13 protein-coding genes are annotated in these 18,118 nt (G+C 73.4%); 6 read left to right on the top strand and 7 right to left on the bottom strand.

Annotated features, from left to right (window positions below):
• The first annotated feature begins 352 nt into the window (after positions 1 to 352).
• A complete protein-coding gene (locus ACWC21_RS14855; RefSeq protein ID WP_450881680.1) occupies positions 353 to 1,561 on the top strand; it encodes a serine hydrolase domain-containing protein in 1,209 nt (402 codons plus the stop codon).
• Positions 1,558 to 3,186, top strand: coding sequence for an alpha/beta hydrolase (locus tag ACWC21_RS14850; protein WP_450881678.1), 1,629 nt, complete (start codon positions 1,558 to 1,560; stop codon positions 3,184 to 3,186). Before ACWC21_RS14855 ends, ACWC21_RS14850 begins: the two co-directional genes overlap by 4 nt.
• Positions 3,187 to 3,194: 8 nt before the next feature.
• Here ACWC21_RS14850 and ACWC21_RS14845 read toward each other — a convergent pair whose 3' ends face one another.
• Positions 3,195 to 3,668 (bottom strand): carboxymuconolactone decarboxylase family protein, encoded by a 474-nt coding sequence (locus tag ACWC21_RS14845; protein WP_450881676.1) that lies wholly within the window; start codon positions 3,666 to 3,668, stop codon positions 3,195 to 3,197.
• 133 nt (positions 3,669 to 3,801) lie between these two features.
• Positions 3,802 to 4,647, bottom strand: a complete 846-nt coding sequence (locus ACWC21_RS14840; RefSeq protein WP_450881674.1) for an RNA polymerase sigma factor SigF — start codon at positions 4,645 to 4,647, stop codon at positions 3,802 to 3,804.
• A gap of 208 nt (positions 4,648 to 4,855) precedes the next feature.
• Here ACWC21_RS14840 and ACWC21_RS14835 point away from each other — a divergent pair, with 208 nt between their 5' ends.
• The 3 genes from ACWC21_RS14835 to ACWC21_RS14825 all read left to right on the top strand — a co-directional run bounded on the left by ACWC21_RS14835 (position 4,856) and on the right by ACWC21_RS14825 (position 8,822).
• Entirely contained in the window at positions 4,856 to 6,121 is a 1,266-nt protein-coding gene (locus tag ACWC21_RS14835) for a glycosyltransferase family 4 protein (protein ID WP_450881672.1), read from the top strand.
• Entirely contained in the window at positions 6,118 to 6,951 is an 834-nt protein-coding gene (locus tag ACWC21_RS14830) for a hypothetical protein (protein ID WP_450881670.1), read from the top strand. Before ACWC21_RS14835 ends, ACWC21_RS14830 begins: the two co-directional genes overlap by 4 nt.
• Positions 6,952 to 7,016: 65 nt before the next feature.
• Positions 7,017 to 8,822, top strand: coding sequence for a hypothetical protein (locus ACWC21_RS14825; protein ID WP_450881668.1), 1,806 nt, complete (start codon positions 7,017 to 7,019; stop codon positions 8,820 to 8,822).
• Between the two features lie 107 nt (positions 8,823 to 8,929).
• Here the strand turns inward: ACWC21_RS14825 and ACWC21_RS14820 are convergent, their stop codons facing one another.
• Positions 8,930 to 10,135 carry an MFS transporter gene (locus ACWC21_RS14820; protein WP_450881666.1) on the bottom strand — a complete coding sequence of 402 codons (1,206 nt, stop codon included), beginning with the start codon at positions 10,133 to 10,135 and terminating at the stop codon, positions 8,930 to 8,932.
• Between the two features lie 151 nt (positions 10,136 to 10,286).
• On the opposite strand from ACWC21_RS14820, the gene ACWC21_RS14815 reads away from it, so the two are divergent.
• Entirely contained in the window at positions 10,287 to 11,486 is a 1,200-nt protein-coding gene (locus ACWC21_RS14815) for an acyltransferase family protein (RefSeq protein ID WP_450881664.1), read from the top strand.
• A 28-nt stretch (positions 11,487 to 11,514) separates the two neighbouring features.
• On the opposite strand, the gene ACWC21_RS14810 is transcribed toward ACWC21_RS14815, so the two are convergent.
• The 4 genes from ACWC21_RS14810 to ACWC21_RS14795 form a co-directional block, all read right to left on the bottom strand.
• On the bottom strand, positions 11,515 to 12,432 hold the full coding sequence (locus tag ACWC21_RS14810; protein ID WP_450881662.1) for an SGNH/GDSL hydrolase family protein: 918 nt from the start codon (positions 12,430 to 12,432) through the stop codon (positions 11,515 to 11,517).
• A 152-nt stretch (positions 12,433 to 12,584) separates the two neighbouring features.
• A complete protein-coding gene (locus ACWC21_RS14805; RefSeq protein WP_450881660.1) occupies positions 12,585 to 12,911 on the bottom strand; it encodes an Orn/Lys/Arg family decarboxylase in 327 nt (108 codons plus the stop codon).
• Positions 12,912 to 13,269: 358 nt separating this feature from the next.
• Positions 13,270 to 13,533, bottom strand: a complete 264-nt coding sequence (locus ACWC21_RS14800) for a hypothetical protein (RefSeq protein ID WP_450881658.1) — start codon at positions 13,531 to 13,533, stop codon at positions 13,270 to 13,272.
• A gap of 52 nt (positions 13,534 to 13,585) precedes the next feature.
• On the bottom strand, positions 13,586 to 18,049 hold the full coding sequence (locus ACWC21_RS14795) for an HAD-IC family P-type ATPase (protein ID WP_450881656.1): 4,464 nt from the start codon (positions 18,047 to 18,049) through the stop codon (positions 13,586 to 13,588).
• Positions 18,050 to 18,118 lie beyond the last annotated feature (69 nt).

Here is an 18,118-nt window from a genome sequence, read left to right as displayed (position 1 = left end):
CCGGGCCACCGGTGCGCAGCGGACGCGCTCCCTCCGGCGCCTCGGCACGGCCCTCGGATGCGGCACCCCGAGCCTGTGTCCCGCTCCCCGCGGGCACATCCACGGTCAGCCGGAAACAGTCGGCGTCCCGCTCAGGACGGTGCGTGCCCTACCGTGCGGGGGTCGTCGCGGTCGGCGGCGGGCAGGCCGCCGGGCGAGTGGATGCCGGCGGGATCCGGGTGGCATCGCCGCGCACCGCCGGTCCGGCCGTCAAGGGGGTGTCCCACCATCTCCCGGCTGGGGTTGTCCTCACCCCGGATACGGCTGTGTACCGGAGTGATCTTGCGGAGATCCGCCTCTAGCGTCAGGACCCATGGCAACCTTCTTATGCGGCCCCGCGCCCGGCCGCCTCCATGGCCTCGCGGCTCTGGTGACGGCCGTGGTGCTGGCCGCGGCCCCGGTGGCGAGCGCCCGACCGGCTTCCACGCACTCCATCAGCCGGTGCGGTCCGCACGACGAGGTCCGCGGCGCCCTGCACACCCTCACTGCCCGCGACCGGATCACCGGCGCCGCGGTCCTGGTCACCGACGGCACCGCGGAAGCAGGCTGCGGACGTTGGAGCGAGACCGCGGGCACCGCCGATCTACGCACCGAACGCCCCATGAACACCACTGACCGGCTGCGCGTCGGCAGTGTCACCAAGACCTTCACCGCTACCGTCGTCCTGCAACTCGCGGCCGAACACCGCCTGTCGCTGGACGCCCCGGTCGACCACTACCTGCCCGGGCTGATCCGGGCGCACGGCTACGACGGCCGTCTGATCACCGTACGGCAGCTCCTGCAGCACACCAGCGGGTTGCCCGACTACCTCGACGCGCCCGAATGGGAGCGTCCCGAACGGCTGCGCCACCGCCACTTCGAGCCGCGCGAGCTCGTCGCCCGCGCCCTCGAGCTGTCTCGCCCGCGAAGCAGCTGGCACTACGCCACCACCAACTACCTCGTCCTCGGCATGGTCGTCCGCGAGGTCACCGGCCGCGCCCCGGAGGCGGAGATCACCCGGCGCGTCATCGATCCCCTCGGGCTGCGCGACACGTACTGGCCCGGTGACGACACCGGCATCCGAGGGCCGCACTCGCACAGCTACTTCACCGCGGACGACGGCCACCGCGTCGACGGTACCGCCTGGGACATGACCTTCGCGGGTGTCGGCGGCAGCCTGGTCTCCACACCTGCCGACCTGACACGGTTCGCCACCGCGCTGCTCGGCGGCCACCTGCTGCCGGCGGCCCAACTCGCCGAGATGCGGCGGACCGTGGCGGCCGACCCGGACCGGTTGTGGCCCGGCGCCCGCTACGGGCTGGGGCTGATCTCCTCTCCGCTGTCCTGCGGCGGCCTGTGGTGGGGTCATGCGGGAACCGTGCCCGGCGGCCACCGTGCGCTGACCGCGGTCGGGCCCGGCGGCCGGAGCGTGGCCGTGGTCCTGAACCAGGTACCGGACACGCTCCTCGCCGAACAGGACTTCCAGGACCTCGTCGACAAAGCCCTCTGCGAGGGCAGGACTTCGGAAAGGACATCCGCATGACCGGCTCCACCGTTCCGGACGCCCCGGCTCCCGCCGGCGTGTCCGCCGCCGACCGACGCGATCGTCGGGACGGCCGCCCGCACCGGTTCACGTCGCGAACCGCGAAGGCGGCCGGGCTGTGCCTCGCCGGGCTCCTCACCCTCGGCGCGTCACCGGCCACCGCGGCCCCGGCCCGCACGGCCGGCGACCCCCTGGCCCTCTACCACCAGCAGCACCTGACCTGGAAGAGCTGCGTGCTCGGTCCCGGCGACGACACCGGCAAGGAGCTTCAGCAGGCGGGCGCCGAATGCGCCGACGTCACCGTGCCGCTGGACTACGCCGATCCGCGCGGCCGTACGATCCCCCTCGCGATCTCCCGCATCCGGGGCACCGACACGGCCCATCGCATCGGTGCGGTCCTGCTCAACAGCGGCGGGCCGGGCGGGCAGACGCTCGGCGATCCGCCGTGGGTGCGCAAGGCGATGCACGACGTGGGCGAACGCTACGACGTGGTGGGCGTCGACCCCCGCTTCGTCGGCCGCAGCACGCCGCTCGACTGCCACTGGCCCACCGGTTCCTCCTTCCGGAGCGCGGGCAGCGACCGTGCCGGCTTCGACCGCTCGGTGGCCCTGGCCGAGGACCTCGCCCGCCGCTGCCGCCGGCACGCGGGCGACGTCCTGCCGTACGCCGGCACCCGGAACACCGCCCGCGACATGGACGTCGTCCGCGCCGCGCTCGGCGAGCGCAGGATCTCCTACCTCGGTTACTCGTACGGCAGTTACCTCGGCCAGGTGTACGCCACGATGTTCCCCGGCCGCACCGACCGGGTCGTCCTCGACGGTGTCGTCGCTCCCGACCGCTACAGCCCTCGGCTGCTGCGCGGCACGGAGCGGGCGAACCGCCACGCCCTCGAGGACTGGGCCGCCTGGACCGCCGCGCGTGACACGACGTACGGGCTGGGCCGCACCCGCGGCGCGGTGCTGGCGGTCGTGGACCGCGTGCAGACGGCCGCAGGACACACGCCCCTGCGGCTCGGCGGCCACCGGGTGGACGACCGCGTGGTGCCGGTCGTCGTGTTCAACGGGCTTTCGCAGGACGACGCCGCCGCGTACGACGCTCTCGCGCAAGCCGTGCAGGACATGCGGCGCACCGCCGACGGCGCGGTCGTCACCCCGACCCGGTGGCTGGCCGACACGCTCGACTTCCTGATGACCGGATCCGACTCCTCGTACGGGAGCGTCCAGTCGGCGACGCTCTGCGCCGACGGGGCGGCACCGCGGAACACGGAGACCTACTGGCGGGACGTGCAGCGCGCCCGCGGGAAGGACCCGCTGTTCGGCCCCGTGACGAACAACATCGGGCCGTGCGCGTTCTGGGACCGGCCGCGCGAGCGCCCGACAACGATCCGGGACGACCTGCCGGCCCTGCTCGTCAACGCGACCGGTGACCCGCGCACCACCTACGGCGGCGCACGGGAGGTGCGCCGTATGTGGCCCGCCTCCCGTCTGGTCACCCTCAGGGGTGCGGACCAGCACGCGGTGTACGGCGTCTTCGGCAGTTCCTGCGTCGACACCACGGTGAACGCCTACCTGGCGACCGGCCGCCTGCCCGCCGGGGACGTCGCCTGCGAACGGTCCGCCGGATGAGCTCCCCCTTACCCGAACTGCCCGGGCTGGTAGTCGCCGGCGGGCGTCCGGACGACGACGTTCACACGGTTGTAGGCGTTGATCAGGGCGATGAGGGCGACCAGGGCGGCGAGTTGGTCCTCGTCGTAGTGCTTGGCGGCGTTCGCCCAGGCCTCGTCCGTGACACCACCGGCGGCGTCGGCGATGCGGGTGCCCTGCTCCGTCAGCTCGAGCGCGGCGCGCTCGGCCTCGGTGAACACCTTGGCCTCGCGCCAGGCCGCGACCAGATTGAGGCGGGTGGAGGTCTCCCCGGCGTGCGCGGCGTCTTTGGTGTGCATGTCGGTGCAGAATCCGCAGCCGTTGATCTGGCTGGCACGGATCTTCACCAGTTCCTGCGTCGCGGCCGGCAGCGTCGAGTCCGACACCACCTTGCCCGCCGAGTTGAGGTACCTCGCGAACTTGCCTGCGACCGGGTTGGCGAACAGTTCCAGGCGAGCTTCCATGGTGACTCCTGTGCCGTCGTTTGGAGGGACACCTCTCTGACGGAACAGCCCGGCGCGATGTGACAGCCGTGAACGTGACTCACATCACACCCGTGGCGCCGGCCCACGCCACGGGCCGGCGCCTTCGTACTCGTCAGCCGGTGGCGAGCATGCCCTCGCGCAGCCTCGTCAGGGTGCGGGACAGCAGCCGGGAGACGTGCATCTGGGAGATGCCGAGGCGTTCACCGATCTGCGCCTGGGTGAGTTCCTCCACGAACCGCATGTGGATGATCTGCCGGTCCCGCTCCGCCAGCTCGGCGATCATGGGCGCGAGGGCGTGGAAGTCCTCCACCAGTTCCAGTGCCGTGTCCTCGGCGCCGACGAAGTCGGCCAACGCGGTCTCGCCGTCCTCGCTGCCGCTGATCGCGGCGTCCAGGGAGGAGGAGTTGTAGCCGTTGGCGGCCAGCCGGGCCTCGACGACCTCCTCCTCGGACAGGCACATCAGCGTCGCCAGTTCCCTGACCGTCGGCGTCCGCCCCAGCCTGCTGCGCAGTTCCTCCGTGGCCTTCGCCAGCTGCACCCGGGCCTCCTGCAGCCGTCGCGGTACGTGCACGGCCCAGGAGGTGTCACGGAAGAACCGCTTGATCTCGCCGACGATGTAGGGCACGGCGAAGGAGGTGAACTCGGCCTCGCGGGACAGGTCGAACCGGTCGATCGCCTTGATCAGCCCGATCATGCCGACCTGGACGATGTCCTCCATCTCCTCCGGGCCGCGGCTGCGGAACCGGCCCGCCGCGAACCGGACCAGGGACATGTTCATCTCGATCAGCGTGTTGCGCGCGTACTGGTACTCGGGCGTGCCCTCCTCCAGCACCGCCAGCTGGTCGAAGAACAGCCGGGACAGCTCCCGGGCATCCCGCGGGGCGACCTTGGAGGGGTCGGCGACCTCCGGCAGCCCGGCCGTCGCCGCGTCCCTTTTCGCCTGCGCAGTCGCAGCCATGATGCCGCCCCTTCGGAAGTAGGTGATCCCGCCGCCCGCCGAGAGACCGGCGACGGCCAACGACGCACCGCGTACCCCCCTCACGCCTCCCCATGTCCACCGACTTTTCGCAGGGCACCGGCCGAAGTGGCGGCCGGAGGCCGGACCGGAGCATCACGAAGCAGTAACAGGGCGCAACCACAAGGGGGTTGCCATGGTCTAGGCCGCCATGAAGATCTGTTTCCTGCTCCACAACGCCTATGGGATCGGAGGCACGATCGCCACCACGTTCAACCTCGCCCAGGCGCTGGCCGACCGGCACGACGTGGAGATCGTCTCCGTGCTGCGGCACCAGGAGCGACCGCAGCTGGCCCTGGACCCGAGAGTGCCGCTGCGGCCACTGGTCGACCTGCGGCACGAGGAGGGGCACCCGCAGCATCTGAGACCGGCGAAGGTCTTTCCGCGCGCCGAGTACCGGTACGCACAGTACAGCGAGTTGACGGACGAGAGGATCGGCGAGTGTCTCGCCACGACCGGCGCCGACGTGGTGATCGGCACCCGGCCGGGGCTCAACGTGCACCTCGCCCTCCAGACACCACGCCATGTGGCGCGCATCGGACAGGAACACCTGACCCTGGACCACCACCCGCCGCGGCTGCGCAGCTCACTGCGCCGCGCCTACCCCCGGCTCGACGTGCTCACCACGGTGACCGAGGCCGATGCCGCGGCCTACCGGCGCAAGATGCGGCTGCCCGGGGTACGGATCGAGAACCTCCCCAACAGCGTGCCCGACCCCGTCCTGCCGGCCGCGGACGGCAGCGGCAAGGTGATCGTCGCGGCCGGCCGGCTGGTCCCGGTGAAACGCTACGACCTCCTCATCGAGGCCTTCGCCGCGGTCGCCGCCGAGCATCCCGACTGGCAACTGCGCATCTACGGCAAGGGCAAGCAGCACGATCGGCTGCGCCGGCTCATCATGGACCTCGGACTGTGGAACAACGTCTTCCTGATGGGCCCGGCGGCGCCCATGGAGGCGGAGTGGGTCAAGGGATCGATCGGTGCGGCCGCCTCCGACTTCGAGCCGTTCGGCATGACCATCGTCGAGGCCATGCGTTGCGGCCTGCCGGTGGTGAGCACCGACTGCCCCTACGGTCCCGGGGAGATCATCGAGGACGGCGTCGACGGCCGGCTGGTCCCGGTCGGGGACCGTCAGGCGCTGGGCGCCGCCCTGCTGGAACTCGTGCGCGACGACGAACGGCGTCGCCGTGCGGGCCGTGCGGCTCTGGTGAACGCGCGCCGCTTCGCGCCCGGCCCCGTACTCGAGCAGGCGGAACGGCTGTTGCGGGAGGCGGTCTCGGCCAGAGCGGCGGGAGGCCCGGTCGCACGGGAACGCGCCCGCGTACGCCACGCCCTGACCGGCCGGGGGTTCGCGGCCCGCGACATCGCGTCGACCGCGGTGAGCCGCACACTGCGCAAGGTACGGAGGCCAGTGCGATGAGCACGGAGAACGGGACACAGCCGCGCGTCGGTTGCACGGTCGACGAGGACGGCCGGATCGTCTTCGGTCTGCCGCCGCGCCCGGCCGAGGATCGACAACTGCTCCTGCGGCTGCGCCCCAAGAAGGGGCGGCCCGAGACCCTCCTCCACGTCCTCGACATCGAGCCCCGCGACGACGGTCGCCCGCGCGCCGTCCTGGAACCGGGGACGGTGCTCGCGGAGGGCCGGTGGGACGTGTACCTGCTGTCGGGGCCCGAATCCGTCCGGCACCGGTTGCGCCCGGGACCGCGCGATCTGCGGGCCCTCGTCGGCGCGCACCTCGGTGACCGGCCGTCACCGCTGGCCGTGCGGATCCCCTACGTCACCAAGGACGGTCATCTCGCGGTGCGCGCCTGGCTGCGCCCCGCGCACGCCGAGGTCGGCGCGATCGACGTCACCGGCCGGTCGTCGACGGTCGCCGCACGCCTGCACGGCGCCTCCCTGGAGGAGGGGGCGGAGGTGCGGCTGCGACTGCGGGGTGGCGGCGGCACCGTACACACCCTTCCGCCACGGACCGCCGAGGACCGCAGAGGCTTCTCCTTCACGGTCGACCACGAGGAACTCGCCGCCGCCACGGGCACCGACGGCGTCTGGGACGTCTTCGTCCGGCCCGCGGCCCGGGCACCTCTCATCCGGTTGGCCCGTCTCCTCGACGACGTGGCGGACCGCAAGGCGGTGTTCGTCTACCCGGCGACCACGGCCGGGGATGCCGTGGTGCGTCCCTACTACACGGTCGACAACGACTTCTCGGTGGAGGTGGCGAGGGCCGGTGGCCCGGGGCCGCAGGCGTGAGGCCGCCCCGGGTCGGGTAGCCATGCGGTGCTTCGCCGGTACCGGACGGAAGGGGGAGGTTCTCGGTGTCGGACGTGAGACCGCCGGACACCTGGGAGCCATCGGAGCGCCGGCTCTGGCGGGCCTACCGCCGGGGCGAGTGGTGCGACGACGTACCGGAGGTCCGTGCCGAGGTCGTACGGTGGCTTCTCCTCGCCGCGCCCCGCCCGGTACGGGGCAGCCTCGCTCGTCTGCGTCTGCGGGGAACGCGCGTCACCGGCAGACTGGATCTCTCCGAGGCGGACGTGCGGGGCGCGATACGCCTGCGGTCCTGCCGGCTGGACGAGGCGCCCTGCCTCGACGGCGGGCGCTTCAACGCCCTGGAGATGAGGGATTGCGTCCTGCCCGGACTCACGGCGGTGGGGGCCCGGATCGATCAGGAATGCGTGCTCGCGGACTGTGCGATCGACGGCACACTCGATCTGCGGTCCCTGAGCGTGGGCACTCGGCTCTCGCTGAACCGCTCGTGTACGACGGCTTCGGGCGGACGGCCCGCCATGGACGCCGAGTCGCTCTCCGTCGAGGAGGGCTTCACGGCGGTCGGCCTGGAATGCGCCGGGCCGGTCCGTCTCACCAGCGCCCAGATCCGGGACGCGTTCACCCTGCGCGGCGCACGCATCCGCGGCGGCATCGATCTCTACGGCGCCTCGATCGGCGGATCGCTGCACCTGGAGGAGAGCACCCTGACCGGCACGGGTGACGAACACCGCGACCCGGCACTGGAGTTGCTGTGCGCCACGGTCGGCGGTGACATCCAGGCGGGCCGCGGACTCGAGGTGCGGGGGCGCTTCGACCTGCGGGACACGACGGTGCGCGGCAGCGTCGTGCTGCGAGGAGCCCGGCTGCACCGCCAGGACGGCACGGCACTCATGGCCGAGCGCCTCCACGTCGGCGGCAATCTCGACTGCCGCGGCGGATTCGTCGCACGGGGAACCGTGGACCTCTGCGACGCCCGGATCGGCGGCTCCGCCCATTTCGAAGGCGCCGACCTGACCGGCCTGACGGGGCCGGCGTTGCGCGCCAACGGCATAGAGGTGGGGGCCGAGTTCAACTGCTGCGACGGGCTGACCGCGCACGGCCGGATCTCGCTCAGCAGCATCACCGTACGCGCCAAGCTCTGCTTCAAGGACGCACTGTTCGACGTGCCGAGCGGCAGGAACGCGCTGACGTGCCGTCGCTCCACGGCGGCCGAACTCGCGCTGCAGCCCCGCGAAGCCCCGGCCGGCACCATCGACCTCAGGCACACCCGGGTCGGCGTGCTGCGGGACGACCCCGCGACCTGGCCGCGCGCCCTGCTGCTGGAAGGCCTCGTGTACGACAGCGTGCACCCGACCCTGCCCGGCGCCAGACGGCTCCCCTGGCTGGACCGGGACCCCACCGGCTTCGCCCTCCAGCCCTACGAACAGCTGGCGAGCACCTACCGGCAGCACGGACGTGACGCCGACGCGCGCACCGTGCTGCTGGCCGAGCAACGCCGTACCCGCGCCACCCTCGGCCGGCCCGCCCGGATCTGGAGCATCCTGCAGGACCTCACCGTCGGCTACGGTTACCGGCCGGCCCGCGCGGTGTGGCTGCTGGCCGCGCTCTTCGCGGCGGGCACCGCCGTCTTCGCCACCTGGCCCCCGCGGTTCACCGGCGACGGCGCGCGCCCGGACTTCCAGCCCGCCATCTACACCTTGGACCTGCTGCTGCCCGTCGTGGACTTCGGGCAGGAACCGGCGTTCACGGCACGCGGCGCCACCCAGTGGGCGGCCGTCGTACTGGTCAGCGCGGGCTGGCTGCTCGCCACCACCGCCGCGGCGGGCGCGAACAGGGTCCTCCGCAGAAGCTGACCGGCCTCGGCCCGGCGTTCCCGGCGGAGCGGTATTGATCATGTTCATCCGGGCATCTGCACGGCAGGCCGAGACCAGGCGGCAGCCCGCGAGCGGCTGACGGACGGTCACGAAGCCCGGGGCGGATGTCGCCACACACGGACGCCCACCACCGCGACGAGCAGCACCGCGCACCCCGCGAACACCAGGCCGGCGCTGCGCACCCCCAGGGTCACCGCCAGGGCGCCCACCCCGACCACCGGCAACGAGATGCCCACGTACGCGACCACGAAGAACGCCGAGATGGTGGCACCCCGGTGCTCCTGGGGAGTCGCGGCACTCACCAAGGTCAGGCCCGCACGGAAGGCCATGCCCTGCCCCACCCCGCCCGTGACCGCCCCCGCGAGCAGCACCGGCAGGGAGGTCAGCTGCAGCGAGGCGCCGACGAGGAGGAGGCCGAGGACGAGTACCAGGCAGCCCCATGGCAGGGCTCTTGGCGCGCCCACGCGTCCCATGAGCAGTTGCCCGCCGGTCGAGGCGCAGAAGACGCAGAACACGACGGCCCCGGTCACGGCCAGGTTGTGTTCCCCCAGCGTCTGGGCGAGGAAGGCCGGGGCCACGGCCGTGAACAGGCCGAGCAGCGAGAAGCCCGCGAAGGCGGCGAGGGCGCAGGGCGCGAACACTCCCCGCACCTCGGGCGGCACGGTCATGCCCTGCGGCCGGAGCGGGGGCCGGGGGCCGCGGTGGTGCACGGTCTCGGGCAGCAGGAAGGTGACGGCCACGGCGAGCGCCAGGAGCCCGAGATGGACGACGAAGGGCAGTTCGAGCGGCCGGGGCGCGTACTGGGCGAGGATGCCCGAGACGAGGGGGCCGAGGCCTAGCCCGCCCATGTTGGCCGCGGTCGCCGCCAGCCCGGCACGGGCCCGCAGTCCCGGTGGAGCCAGGTCGAGGACGGTCGCGGTGGCCGTGCCGCTGAGCAGGCCCGCCGAGAAACCCGACAGCACCCGGCCGGTGTACAGCAGCGGCAGACCCCCCTCGGACAGGAAGCACACCGCGCTGAGCGCGGACAGCCCGAGGGCGCACAGCAGCACCGGGCGCCTCCCCAGCACGTCGGAGAAGCCTCCGGCGACCAGCAGGGCGGTGATGACGCCCACCGCGTAGACGGCGAACACGACCGTCACGATCAGCTCCGAGAAGCCGATCTGCTGCCGGTAGAGCCCGTACAACGGTGTCGGCAGGGTGGTGCCCATCATGCCGACGGCGAAGACGCCCGCCGCGGCCTTGTACCCTGGGCGGCGGCCCTGCGGGGGCCCCTCGGCGTCACTTCTGATCACACCTCACCATAGACACCCGGCGGTGTGATGTTTCGCACGAGAACGGCTTGAACGCGGTCGAATGGGCAACGTTCCCATTCATGCCCCGATTCATGCCCCGACTGATGCCCCGGTCCATGCCCCGAGTGAACGTCCCCCGGCAGGAGCTTGCATGACGGCGACCACGGCGACCCGCACGCCGCCCGCCACCGCCGCTCCGGCCACCACGTCGACCACCGCTGCCCCGCCGTCGGCTTCGAGACCGTCGCTCCCTTCCCTCACCGGGCTGCGCTGGATGGCCGCGCTGCTGGTCTTCGGGCTGCACGTGCACAACTTCGGCTACTTCGGCGGCACCGGCGGCCGCATCATGACGTGGGGGTTCGGGGCCGGCGCCAGTGGGGTGTCGTTCTTCTTCATCCTGTCCGGATTCGTGCTGACGTGGTCCGCACGCCCGAACGACCGGGCACTCGGCTTCTGGTGGCGGCGCATCGCCCGTATCTACCCGGTGCACCTGGTCACGGTCGCGATCGCGCTGCTCATGTCCTGCACACTGGCCCACCAGGCCAGGCCGACCCTGGGTCAGGGGCTGGCGGACGTGCTGTTGGTCCACTCGTGGTGGCGCCCGTGGTGGCAGACCCTGAACCCGGTCAGCTGGTCGCTCGCCTGCGAGGCCTTCTTCTACGCCGCGTTCCCGCTGCTGGCCCTGCTGCTGCGCCGTCTCGGCGCCCGGGGATCGGTGGCCCTGGCAGGGGTGTCGGTGCTGGCGGTGCTGGTGCTCGCCCGTGCGGAGGCACACCACTGGTTCAGCCAGTCGATCAGTTCCTTCCCCGCCGCCCGGCTGCCCGAGTTCGTGCTCGGCGCCGCGACCGCCCGCCTGGTGCTCCTCGGCCGGTGGCGTGGGCCCGGGCTGGAGGCCTCGCTCGCCCTGGCGATCATCGGCTACTTCCTCGTCCCACAGGTCACCGCCGGCTACCCGGCCACGACCTGTACCATCGTCGGCTTCGCCCTGCTCATCCCGGCTGCGGCCGTCGCCGACCTGAAGGATCTGCCGTCGCTGTGGCGGCGCCGACGGCTGGTGCGCCTGGGGGAACTGTCGTTCGCCTTCTACATGGTCCACCTCCTGGTGATCCGGGCCGGTACCAACGTGCTGGGCAAGTCCCCGCGGTTCGGCCTGCCGGCGGGCCTCGCCGTCACCGCGACCGTCTTCGCCGTGTCGCTCGGGCTGTCCTGGCTCCTGTACGAGGCGGTGGAACGTCCCGCACGTCGGCTGCTCCTGCGCAGGCGGCGTACGACCGCAACGCCGCGGACGGCACCGTCCGCTCCGGCACCGTCCGCTCCGGCACCGTCCGCTCCGGCCGCGGCGGGCGACTGAGCCGCGCGGCCGGATGGCTCGGCTCGGGTCAGCCTCGTCCACGCCCCTGGTCCAGCCGTGCCAGCACGGCACGCGCCATGACCTCCTCGCCCTTGGCGTTGGGGTGCGCGGGGGCGGCGGGCGAGGCGGGCTGCAGTGGTTCGATCCAGCGGTCCGCGGGCGCCTTGCACATGTCGTGTCCACGGGTGGGTGCGTAGGTGTCGACGTACTCGGCGTGGTTCCACGCGGCCACCAGACGCAGCATCAGATTCAGTCGTCTGCCGGTGTCCCGGAGGTAGGGAAAGTCCCCGGCCGCGAACGGAACCGAGGGGTAGCAGCCGCTGCCGTCGTCGGGGAGGAGGTCCGGGTAGCCGACGACGAGCACCCGGGCGTGCGGAGCCCTGGCGCGCACGGCCCGGAGCACGCCGTCCACCTTCGGGGCGGTCCGCATGATGCTCACCGCCAACCGGTCGACTCCGGAGGAGCTGTAGTAGCGCTCGCACGGGTCTCCTGTCGGGTCCTGGGAGCCGATGCGGGCACAGGTCGCGATGATGGAGCCGAAGCCGATGTCGTTGCCGCCGATCTGGACGGTCACCAGATCGGTGTCCCGTCGCAGGGCGTTCAGCTGAGGGGGGTTGGAGCCCTGCTCCTTCCACATGTTCTCGGTCGTCGCCCCGCTGCAGCTGACGTCGTCGAAGGCGGTCGCCCGTCGTTCGGCCGCCACGAGCGAGGGGTAGTTGTGGTCGGACCGCGCGCAGTTCGCGTCCACCTGGCGCGGGATGAGGGGGCCCGCCGTGTAGGAGTCGCCGAGGGACACGTACCGCGTGTCGCCACCGTGTCCGCCGGCTCCGCCTGCCGCGGCGGGCGTGGTGGAAGCGGCGACGAGGGCGCAGCCGCCGAGCACCGCCCCCACCACCGCCCGCCGTCGGCGCCTCGCCGCTCCACCGGAATGTGTGTCGCCCGCCATCGGATTCCTCCCCCTGGTGCCTTCGCTCGTTCGACGGGGCCTGTATACCGTCCGGTACGTCAGCGAGGCCAGAGGGGGGAGCCGAATGACGGCTCCGTGCAAGGAAATTGACGGGAGGTCACTCGGGCGGGCCGGTCGGCGGCACGGTCACGTCACGTGCGGGCCACCACCCGCAGGGTCCGTACCGTCGGGTCGGCCGCGTCCGGGATCAGCATGCCGTGTTCGACACCGCTGCGCAGGTGGTGGAGAACCTCGTCGGTGATGACCTCTCCAGGAGCGACCGCGGGCACCCCCGGCGGATGGGGACTGATCATCTCCGCCGCGACCCGGCCCGCGGCCCGCTCGGCGGGCACGTGTTCCACCTCGGCGAAGAACGCCCCGCGCGGCAGCATGGCCTGTTCCAGCTCCAGGTCGGCGGGCCCGGGCAGATGGACCGCTCGACTGCCCCTCGATGGAGTCGGCGTCTTCGACCAGGGCACGCAGGGCGTCCACCAGGACCTTCTCGGTGTCGTCGTCGGCGTACGTGATCGAGGCACTGATGCGGCAGGTTGGTGGACGGCGGACTTCCCGGATCCGGTGGGCATGACGACGAGGGTGTCCCGGGCGTCCAGCACGGAACTCCATGGCCGTGAGCTGCTCGGGCAGCAGGGTGTCCCAGCCGAACACCTCGGCGGCGGTCGCGGTCGGTTCGGCGGTCCGGTCTGCGTCCATGGGCCGCACGGGTACCCCACGGCACCGGCCGGTCACCCGGGCCACGGGTTCTCCGGCGCTCGCGTCGGCCGCCGCGGGATTCGTCGTGCGCGAGGCGGACGGGGGGCCGCGGCCCGGCCGGACGGGTCAGGGGATGTCGCCGTGCCAGTCGTAGCGGCCGGCGTCGTGGGGCCGGGGCGCGTACACGGCGCGGCCGCCGGGGCCGTAGCGGCCTATCTCCGTGACCAGCGCCACCGGTTCGCCCGGCGCTTGGCCGCGGTCGGTGACATCGAGCAGCAGCCCGTCCAGCGGGCCGCCGACCAGTTGGGCGTAGGTGTGGTCCGGGCGCGGTCCGGCGTTGTCGTGGTCGGCCCCGTACACCCGGCCGCGCATGAACTCCTGTTCATCCATGCCGGGCAGCCTCGCATCCGGCACTGACAACGGCGGCCCGCCGTTCGGGAGGCTAGGTGGCCGCGGGGGTCCGGCCGGAGAGCGCCCTGTCGAGCGACTGCCAGGCCCCGCGCATCGCGTCCACGATCCGCTCCGGCGTGCTCCCGCCCGACGGCCGGCCCGTGGACGGCCCCCACCAGCGCAGTACGGCCCGCTCCACCTGGGGCAGTGCCCGCTGGCCGACCACCGCGAGGGTGATGGCCGCGACCACTCCCGTCCAGCCGATCGGGCCGAGCGGGGTGCAGCCGAAGAGATGGCTGACGCCGGGCGTCTGGACCAGCGCCACCAGGGCCGCGGCCGAGCCCAGGGCGGTGAACCGGACGAGCGGGCTGTCCCGGCGGTCGGCGAGGGTCTGCGCCAGCTGGGTGCCGACCACGGCGCACAGCGCCATCGTGGTGGAACGGCGGGCCGTGCCCGGAGTGAATCGGCCGATCAGCCAGGCGGTGGTCGCGCCCAGGCAGGTGGTGAGGGCGCGGTGGCGGATCTGGCGGATCAGGGGTTTGCCGAGGAGGGACGTGACGAGCTCCGCGTCGGGGATGTCGCCCGTGGCCTCGTCCCGGTCGTCCTCGTGCGGGGTGACCGCCACGGCCATGGCCGGGAAAAGGTCCGTGAAGAGGTTCACCAGCAGCATCTGCCGGGTGGACAGCGGCGCCGAGCCCGCCAGCAGGCTGCCCAGGATACCGAAACTCACCTCGCCGGCGTTGCCGCCGATCAGGATGGCGATGGCGTCGGCCACGCAGCGCCACAGGGCCCGGCCCTCGGCCACCGCGTCGGTCAGCACCGACAGGTCGCCGTAGGTGATCACGATGTCCGCGGCGTTCCGGGCCGCCGCCGAGCCACGGGCCTTGATGCCCACGCCGATGTCGGCGGCACGGATGGCCGCGGCGTCGTTGGCGCCGTCCCCGACCATGCCGACCACCCGGCCCGCGTCCCGCAGCGCCTCGACGACCAGGAGCTTCTGCTCGGGTGCGACCCGGGCGACCACGTCCGCGTCCCGCAGGATCCGGGCCCGCTGCGAGCGGTCGGCGGCGGCGAGCTCGTCGCCGGTGACGACGGCGGTGTCCGCGGGCCAGCCCAGCTCGATCGCGATCGCCCGGGCGGTCTGCGGATGGTCACCGGTCAGCATCACCGGCCGGACGCCCGTCTGCCGCAACTCCTCTACGAGGTCACGGGAGTTCTCCCTCGGCACGTCCGAGAGACCCAGCAGGCCGGTGAAGCGGAGGCCCTCCAGGGCCTGCTCCAGGGCCTCGGCGTCGTCCTCGCCGTCCTCCAGCGGGCGGTGTGCCACCGCCAGGACGCGCAGTGCGTCGCCGGTGAGCGCATGGGCCGCGTCGGAGGCCTCGGGCGGCAGGTCGGCGCAGGCGGGCAGAACGGTTTCCGGGGCGCCCTTGACCACGAGCAGGCGGGTCGCGTCCGCGGTGCGACCGACGGCTGCCGCATAGCCGCGGCCCGTCTCGAACGGACGGCCCTCGGTCTGCACCCAGTCCGGGTCGGGCCCGGCCGCGTCCAGCACCGCCTCGTCGGTGGCGTGGGCGGGCCTGCGTCCCCCGTCGCCGTTCAGCCGGGGGCAGGCCCGGGCGGCGGTGCCCAGGGTCTCGGCGGACTCCGGGCTGTCGGCCCTGCGGACCGTACCGCGGGCGTCGGCCACCCGCACCAGACGCAGCCGGTTCTCGGTGAGCGTTCCGGTCTTGTCGAAGCAGAGCGTGTCCATCCGGCCCAGCGCCTCCAGGGTGCGCGGGGTGCGGACGAGGACGCCGCGCCGGCTGAGCCGCCGGGCGGCGGCGAGCTGGGCCACCGTGGCCACCAGCGGCAGTCCCTCGGGGACGGCGGCGACGGCCACCGAGACCCCGCCGCTCACCGCCCGGCGGATCGGGGCACCGCGCAGCAGGGACAGCCCCGTCACCGTGGCTCCGCCTGCGAGCGTCAGGGGAAGCGCCTTGCGGGTGAGTTCCTGGAGCCGGGCCTGCACGCCGGCGGACGGCGGCTTGCGGGCGGCGAGATGGACGGCACGGGCCGCCTCGGTGCGGTCACCGGTGTGGACCACGATCGCCTCGGCGTGTCCGGCCACCACGGTGGTCCCCTCGAAGACCATGGACCGGCGGTCGGCGACGGCGGCTCCCGGGGTGGGGTCGGTGTGCTTGTCCACCGGCAGGGACTCGCCGGTCAGCGCCGACTCGTCCACCTCCAGGCCGTCCTCCCACAGCAGTCGGGCGTCGGCGGGCACGACGTCGTCGGCGCCGAGCGCGATGACGTCACCGGGGCGCAGTTCGGTGGCGTCCATGGTCCGCTCCGCTTCCGGCGGCGCGGGCTCCGCGGACTCGCCGGGCTCCGCGAACTCGCCGGGCTCACCGGGCTCACCCGGCTGCCGGGCCGGGCGGCTGAGGCGTGCCTTCTGCTTGTGCTCTGCCAGCAGCCCGGACAGTGCCCGTTCGGCCCGCAGCCGCTGGACGCCGCCGATCAGTGCGTTCAGGTCGAGCGCCCCGATGACCAGGAGGGCGTCCACGGCGGAGCCGAGGATCGCCGACGCGGCGGAACCGACCGCGAGCACCGGAGTGAGCGGATCGTCGAGTTCGCGGCGTACGGCACGGCCGAGCTGCACGGACCAGCGAGCCGGGGCGGACGCGGGGCCGAGCACCGGGTGCCGGCCGGTGGCCACGCCCGCGTCGCGTACCCGGGCGGTGGTCCGCTCGACGGCCGTCGGCTGCAGTTCCGCCTGCTGCGCCAGTCGCTCGTGGACCTCGTCGATCTCCAGGGCGTGCCACGCCACACGCGGGCTGGGACGCGGTGGGCGGGCCGTGGCCACGCCGAGGGCCGCGCGCGCTCCGCTGAGCAGGGCGACCGCCGCGCCCGCGTCGACCGGGGCGTGCCGCAGCCCGGGCAGTGGCCCGGGGGTCTTCCTGGACTCACCGAGGGCCACCATCAGTCCGGACAGAACGGCGCCCGAGCGTGCCAGGGTCTGTGACCTGCGGCCCACGGCGCGTGCGGCGGGGACGGCGGTGAGCAGCCGCCACACGTCGGTCAGACCGTGGGCGGCCAGGACGTCCGCGCCCCAGACGACGGCCCCGTCGCGGTCGGTGAGGGCGATGGCCACGTCACCGCCGAGCAGTCCGGCGAGCACGTCGGTGTCGTCGGGCGAGGCGGGCCGGGCGACGGTGATGACGGTGCCGCCGTCCTCGCGCAGCTCGCGCACCACCTCGTGCCACGGCCGGCCGGCCTCGACGACCTGGTCGGCGAGGCCGGCGAGGTCGGCCAGGGCCGGATCCTCGGTCATCACCACGCGCAGCCCCGCGTGCCGCGCGGCGTCGAGCACGGCCTCGCACCACGGGTCCGCGACGCCGTCCGGTGCGCGCAGTGCGTTGGCGTGCAGCGCAAGGGTCCGTGCCGTCTCCAGCTCGCGCAGCCGCGCGGTCTCCCGCACCAGCACACCCTTGCGGGCCAGGGCTCCGCTGAGCACGGCGTGGAAGGCACCGGGACCATAGCGGGCGGCCTTCGGCGAGCCGGCCAGCAGCGCCTCCGCCGCCTCGTCCACGTCGTGTTTGACCACTTCGGTCACCAGGGCCCCCAGCACGCTGCCGACGGAGGCGTGGGCGGCGTACTCCTGCTCCGGGACGGTCCGCAGCGGCGGGCGCGGGAAGCGATCGGCGGCGACGCTCACCCGGTCGGGTCCGGACAGCCTGTCGTGCTCGGTGTCGAACGCGGCCGCGCGCGCCACCCGTTCGGCGAGCTGGCACGAGCGCAGCGCCCCGTCCAGGACCAGGGCGGTGGGCGTGCGGTCGGCGGCGTGGGTGGCCGCGTTGGCTGCGGCGAGCACCAGGTCCATCCGGGACCGGCCGAGACGGCTCGCCAGCCAGGAGCGGAAGCGCGGGCTCTCACGCAGCAGGGTCACGCCCGCGGTGACCGCGCGGGGAGCGCGGGGCAGGGGCAGCGTGGAGGAGCTGTAGCCGATGGCGGCGCCGATGACGTCGACCGCCAGAGTGGCGGCCGCGGTCCGTACGGCGCCCGGGTCGCCGGGATGGGCGAACTCCTCCGGCTCGTCCTCGCTCAGGACCAGGCCGTGGCGTTCGGCGAGGGTGGCCGCATCCTCCACGACTCCGTCGGTGAGCGCGTCCTCGGACGCGGTGACCACCAGCCGGCCGAGCCCGCCGTCCCAGTAGGCGAGCACCACGTCAGGGTGTTCGGCCAGCGCCTCGGCGACCTTCCGGCCGATCCGCGCGACCTCCCGGGCCTCGTCCTCCAGCCCCGGGTGTCCGGTCCCGGTCCGGCGCAGCGAGAGGTGGGCCCGTGCGCCGGACCGCCACTGACCGGTGTTGCCCGGCAGGGCGTTCCGTACGACCCTTCCGACCCGCACCGTGCTGGCGGCGCCGCGCACACCCGCCCGCGCCACGGCCGCGGCCGCGCCGGCGGCCAGGCCCGCAGCCGGCGCGGCCCCGCCCGCGAGCAGGCGGGGACCGGCCAGCATCACTCCCGCAAGCCCCATCTCGCTCCCTCGGTCGCTGCCGCGCTCCTGAGTACCGGGTTCCCGCTATGCCTGGTCATCACATGCGAG

Source organism: Streptomyces sp. NPDC001348, assembly GCF_053597535.1.
The sequence above is the reverse complement of the archived record's forward strand: the minus strand, read 5'-3'. Positions and strand labels throughout refer to the sequence as shown.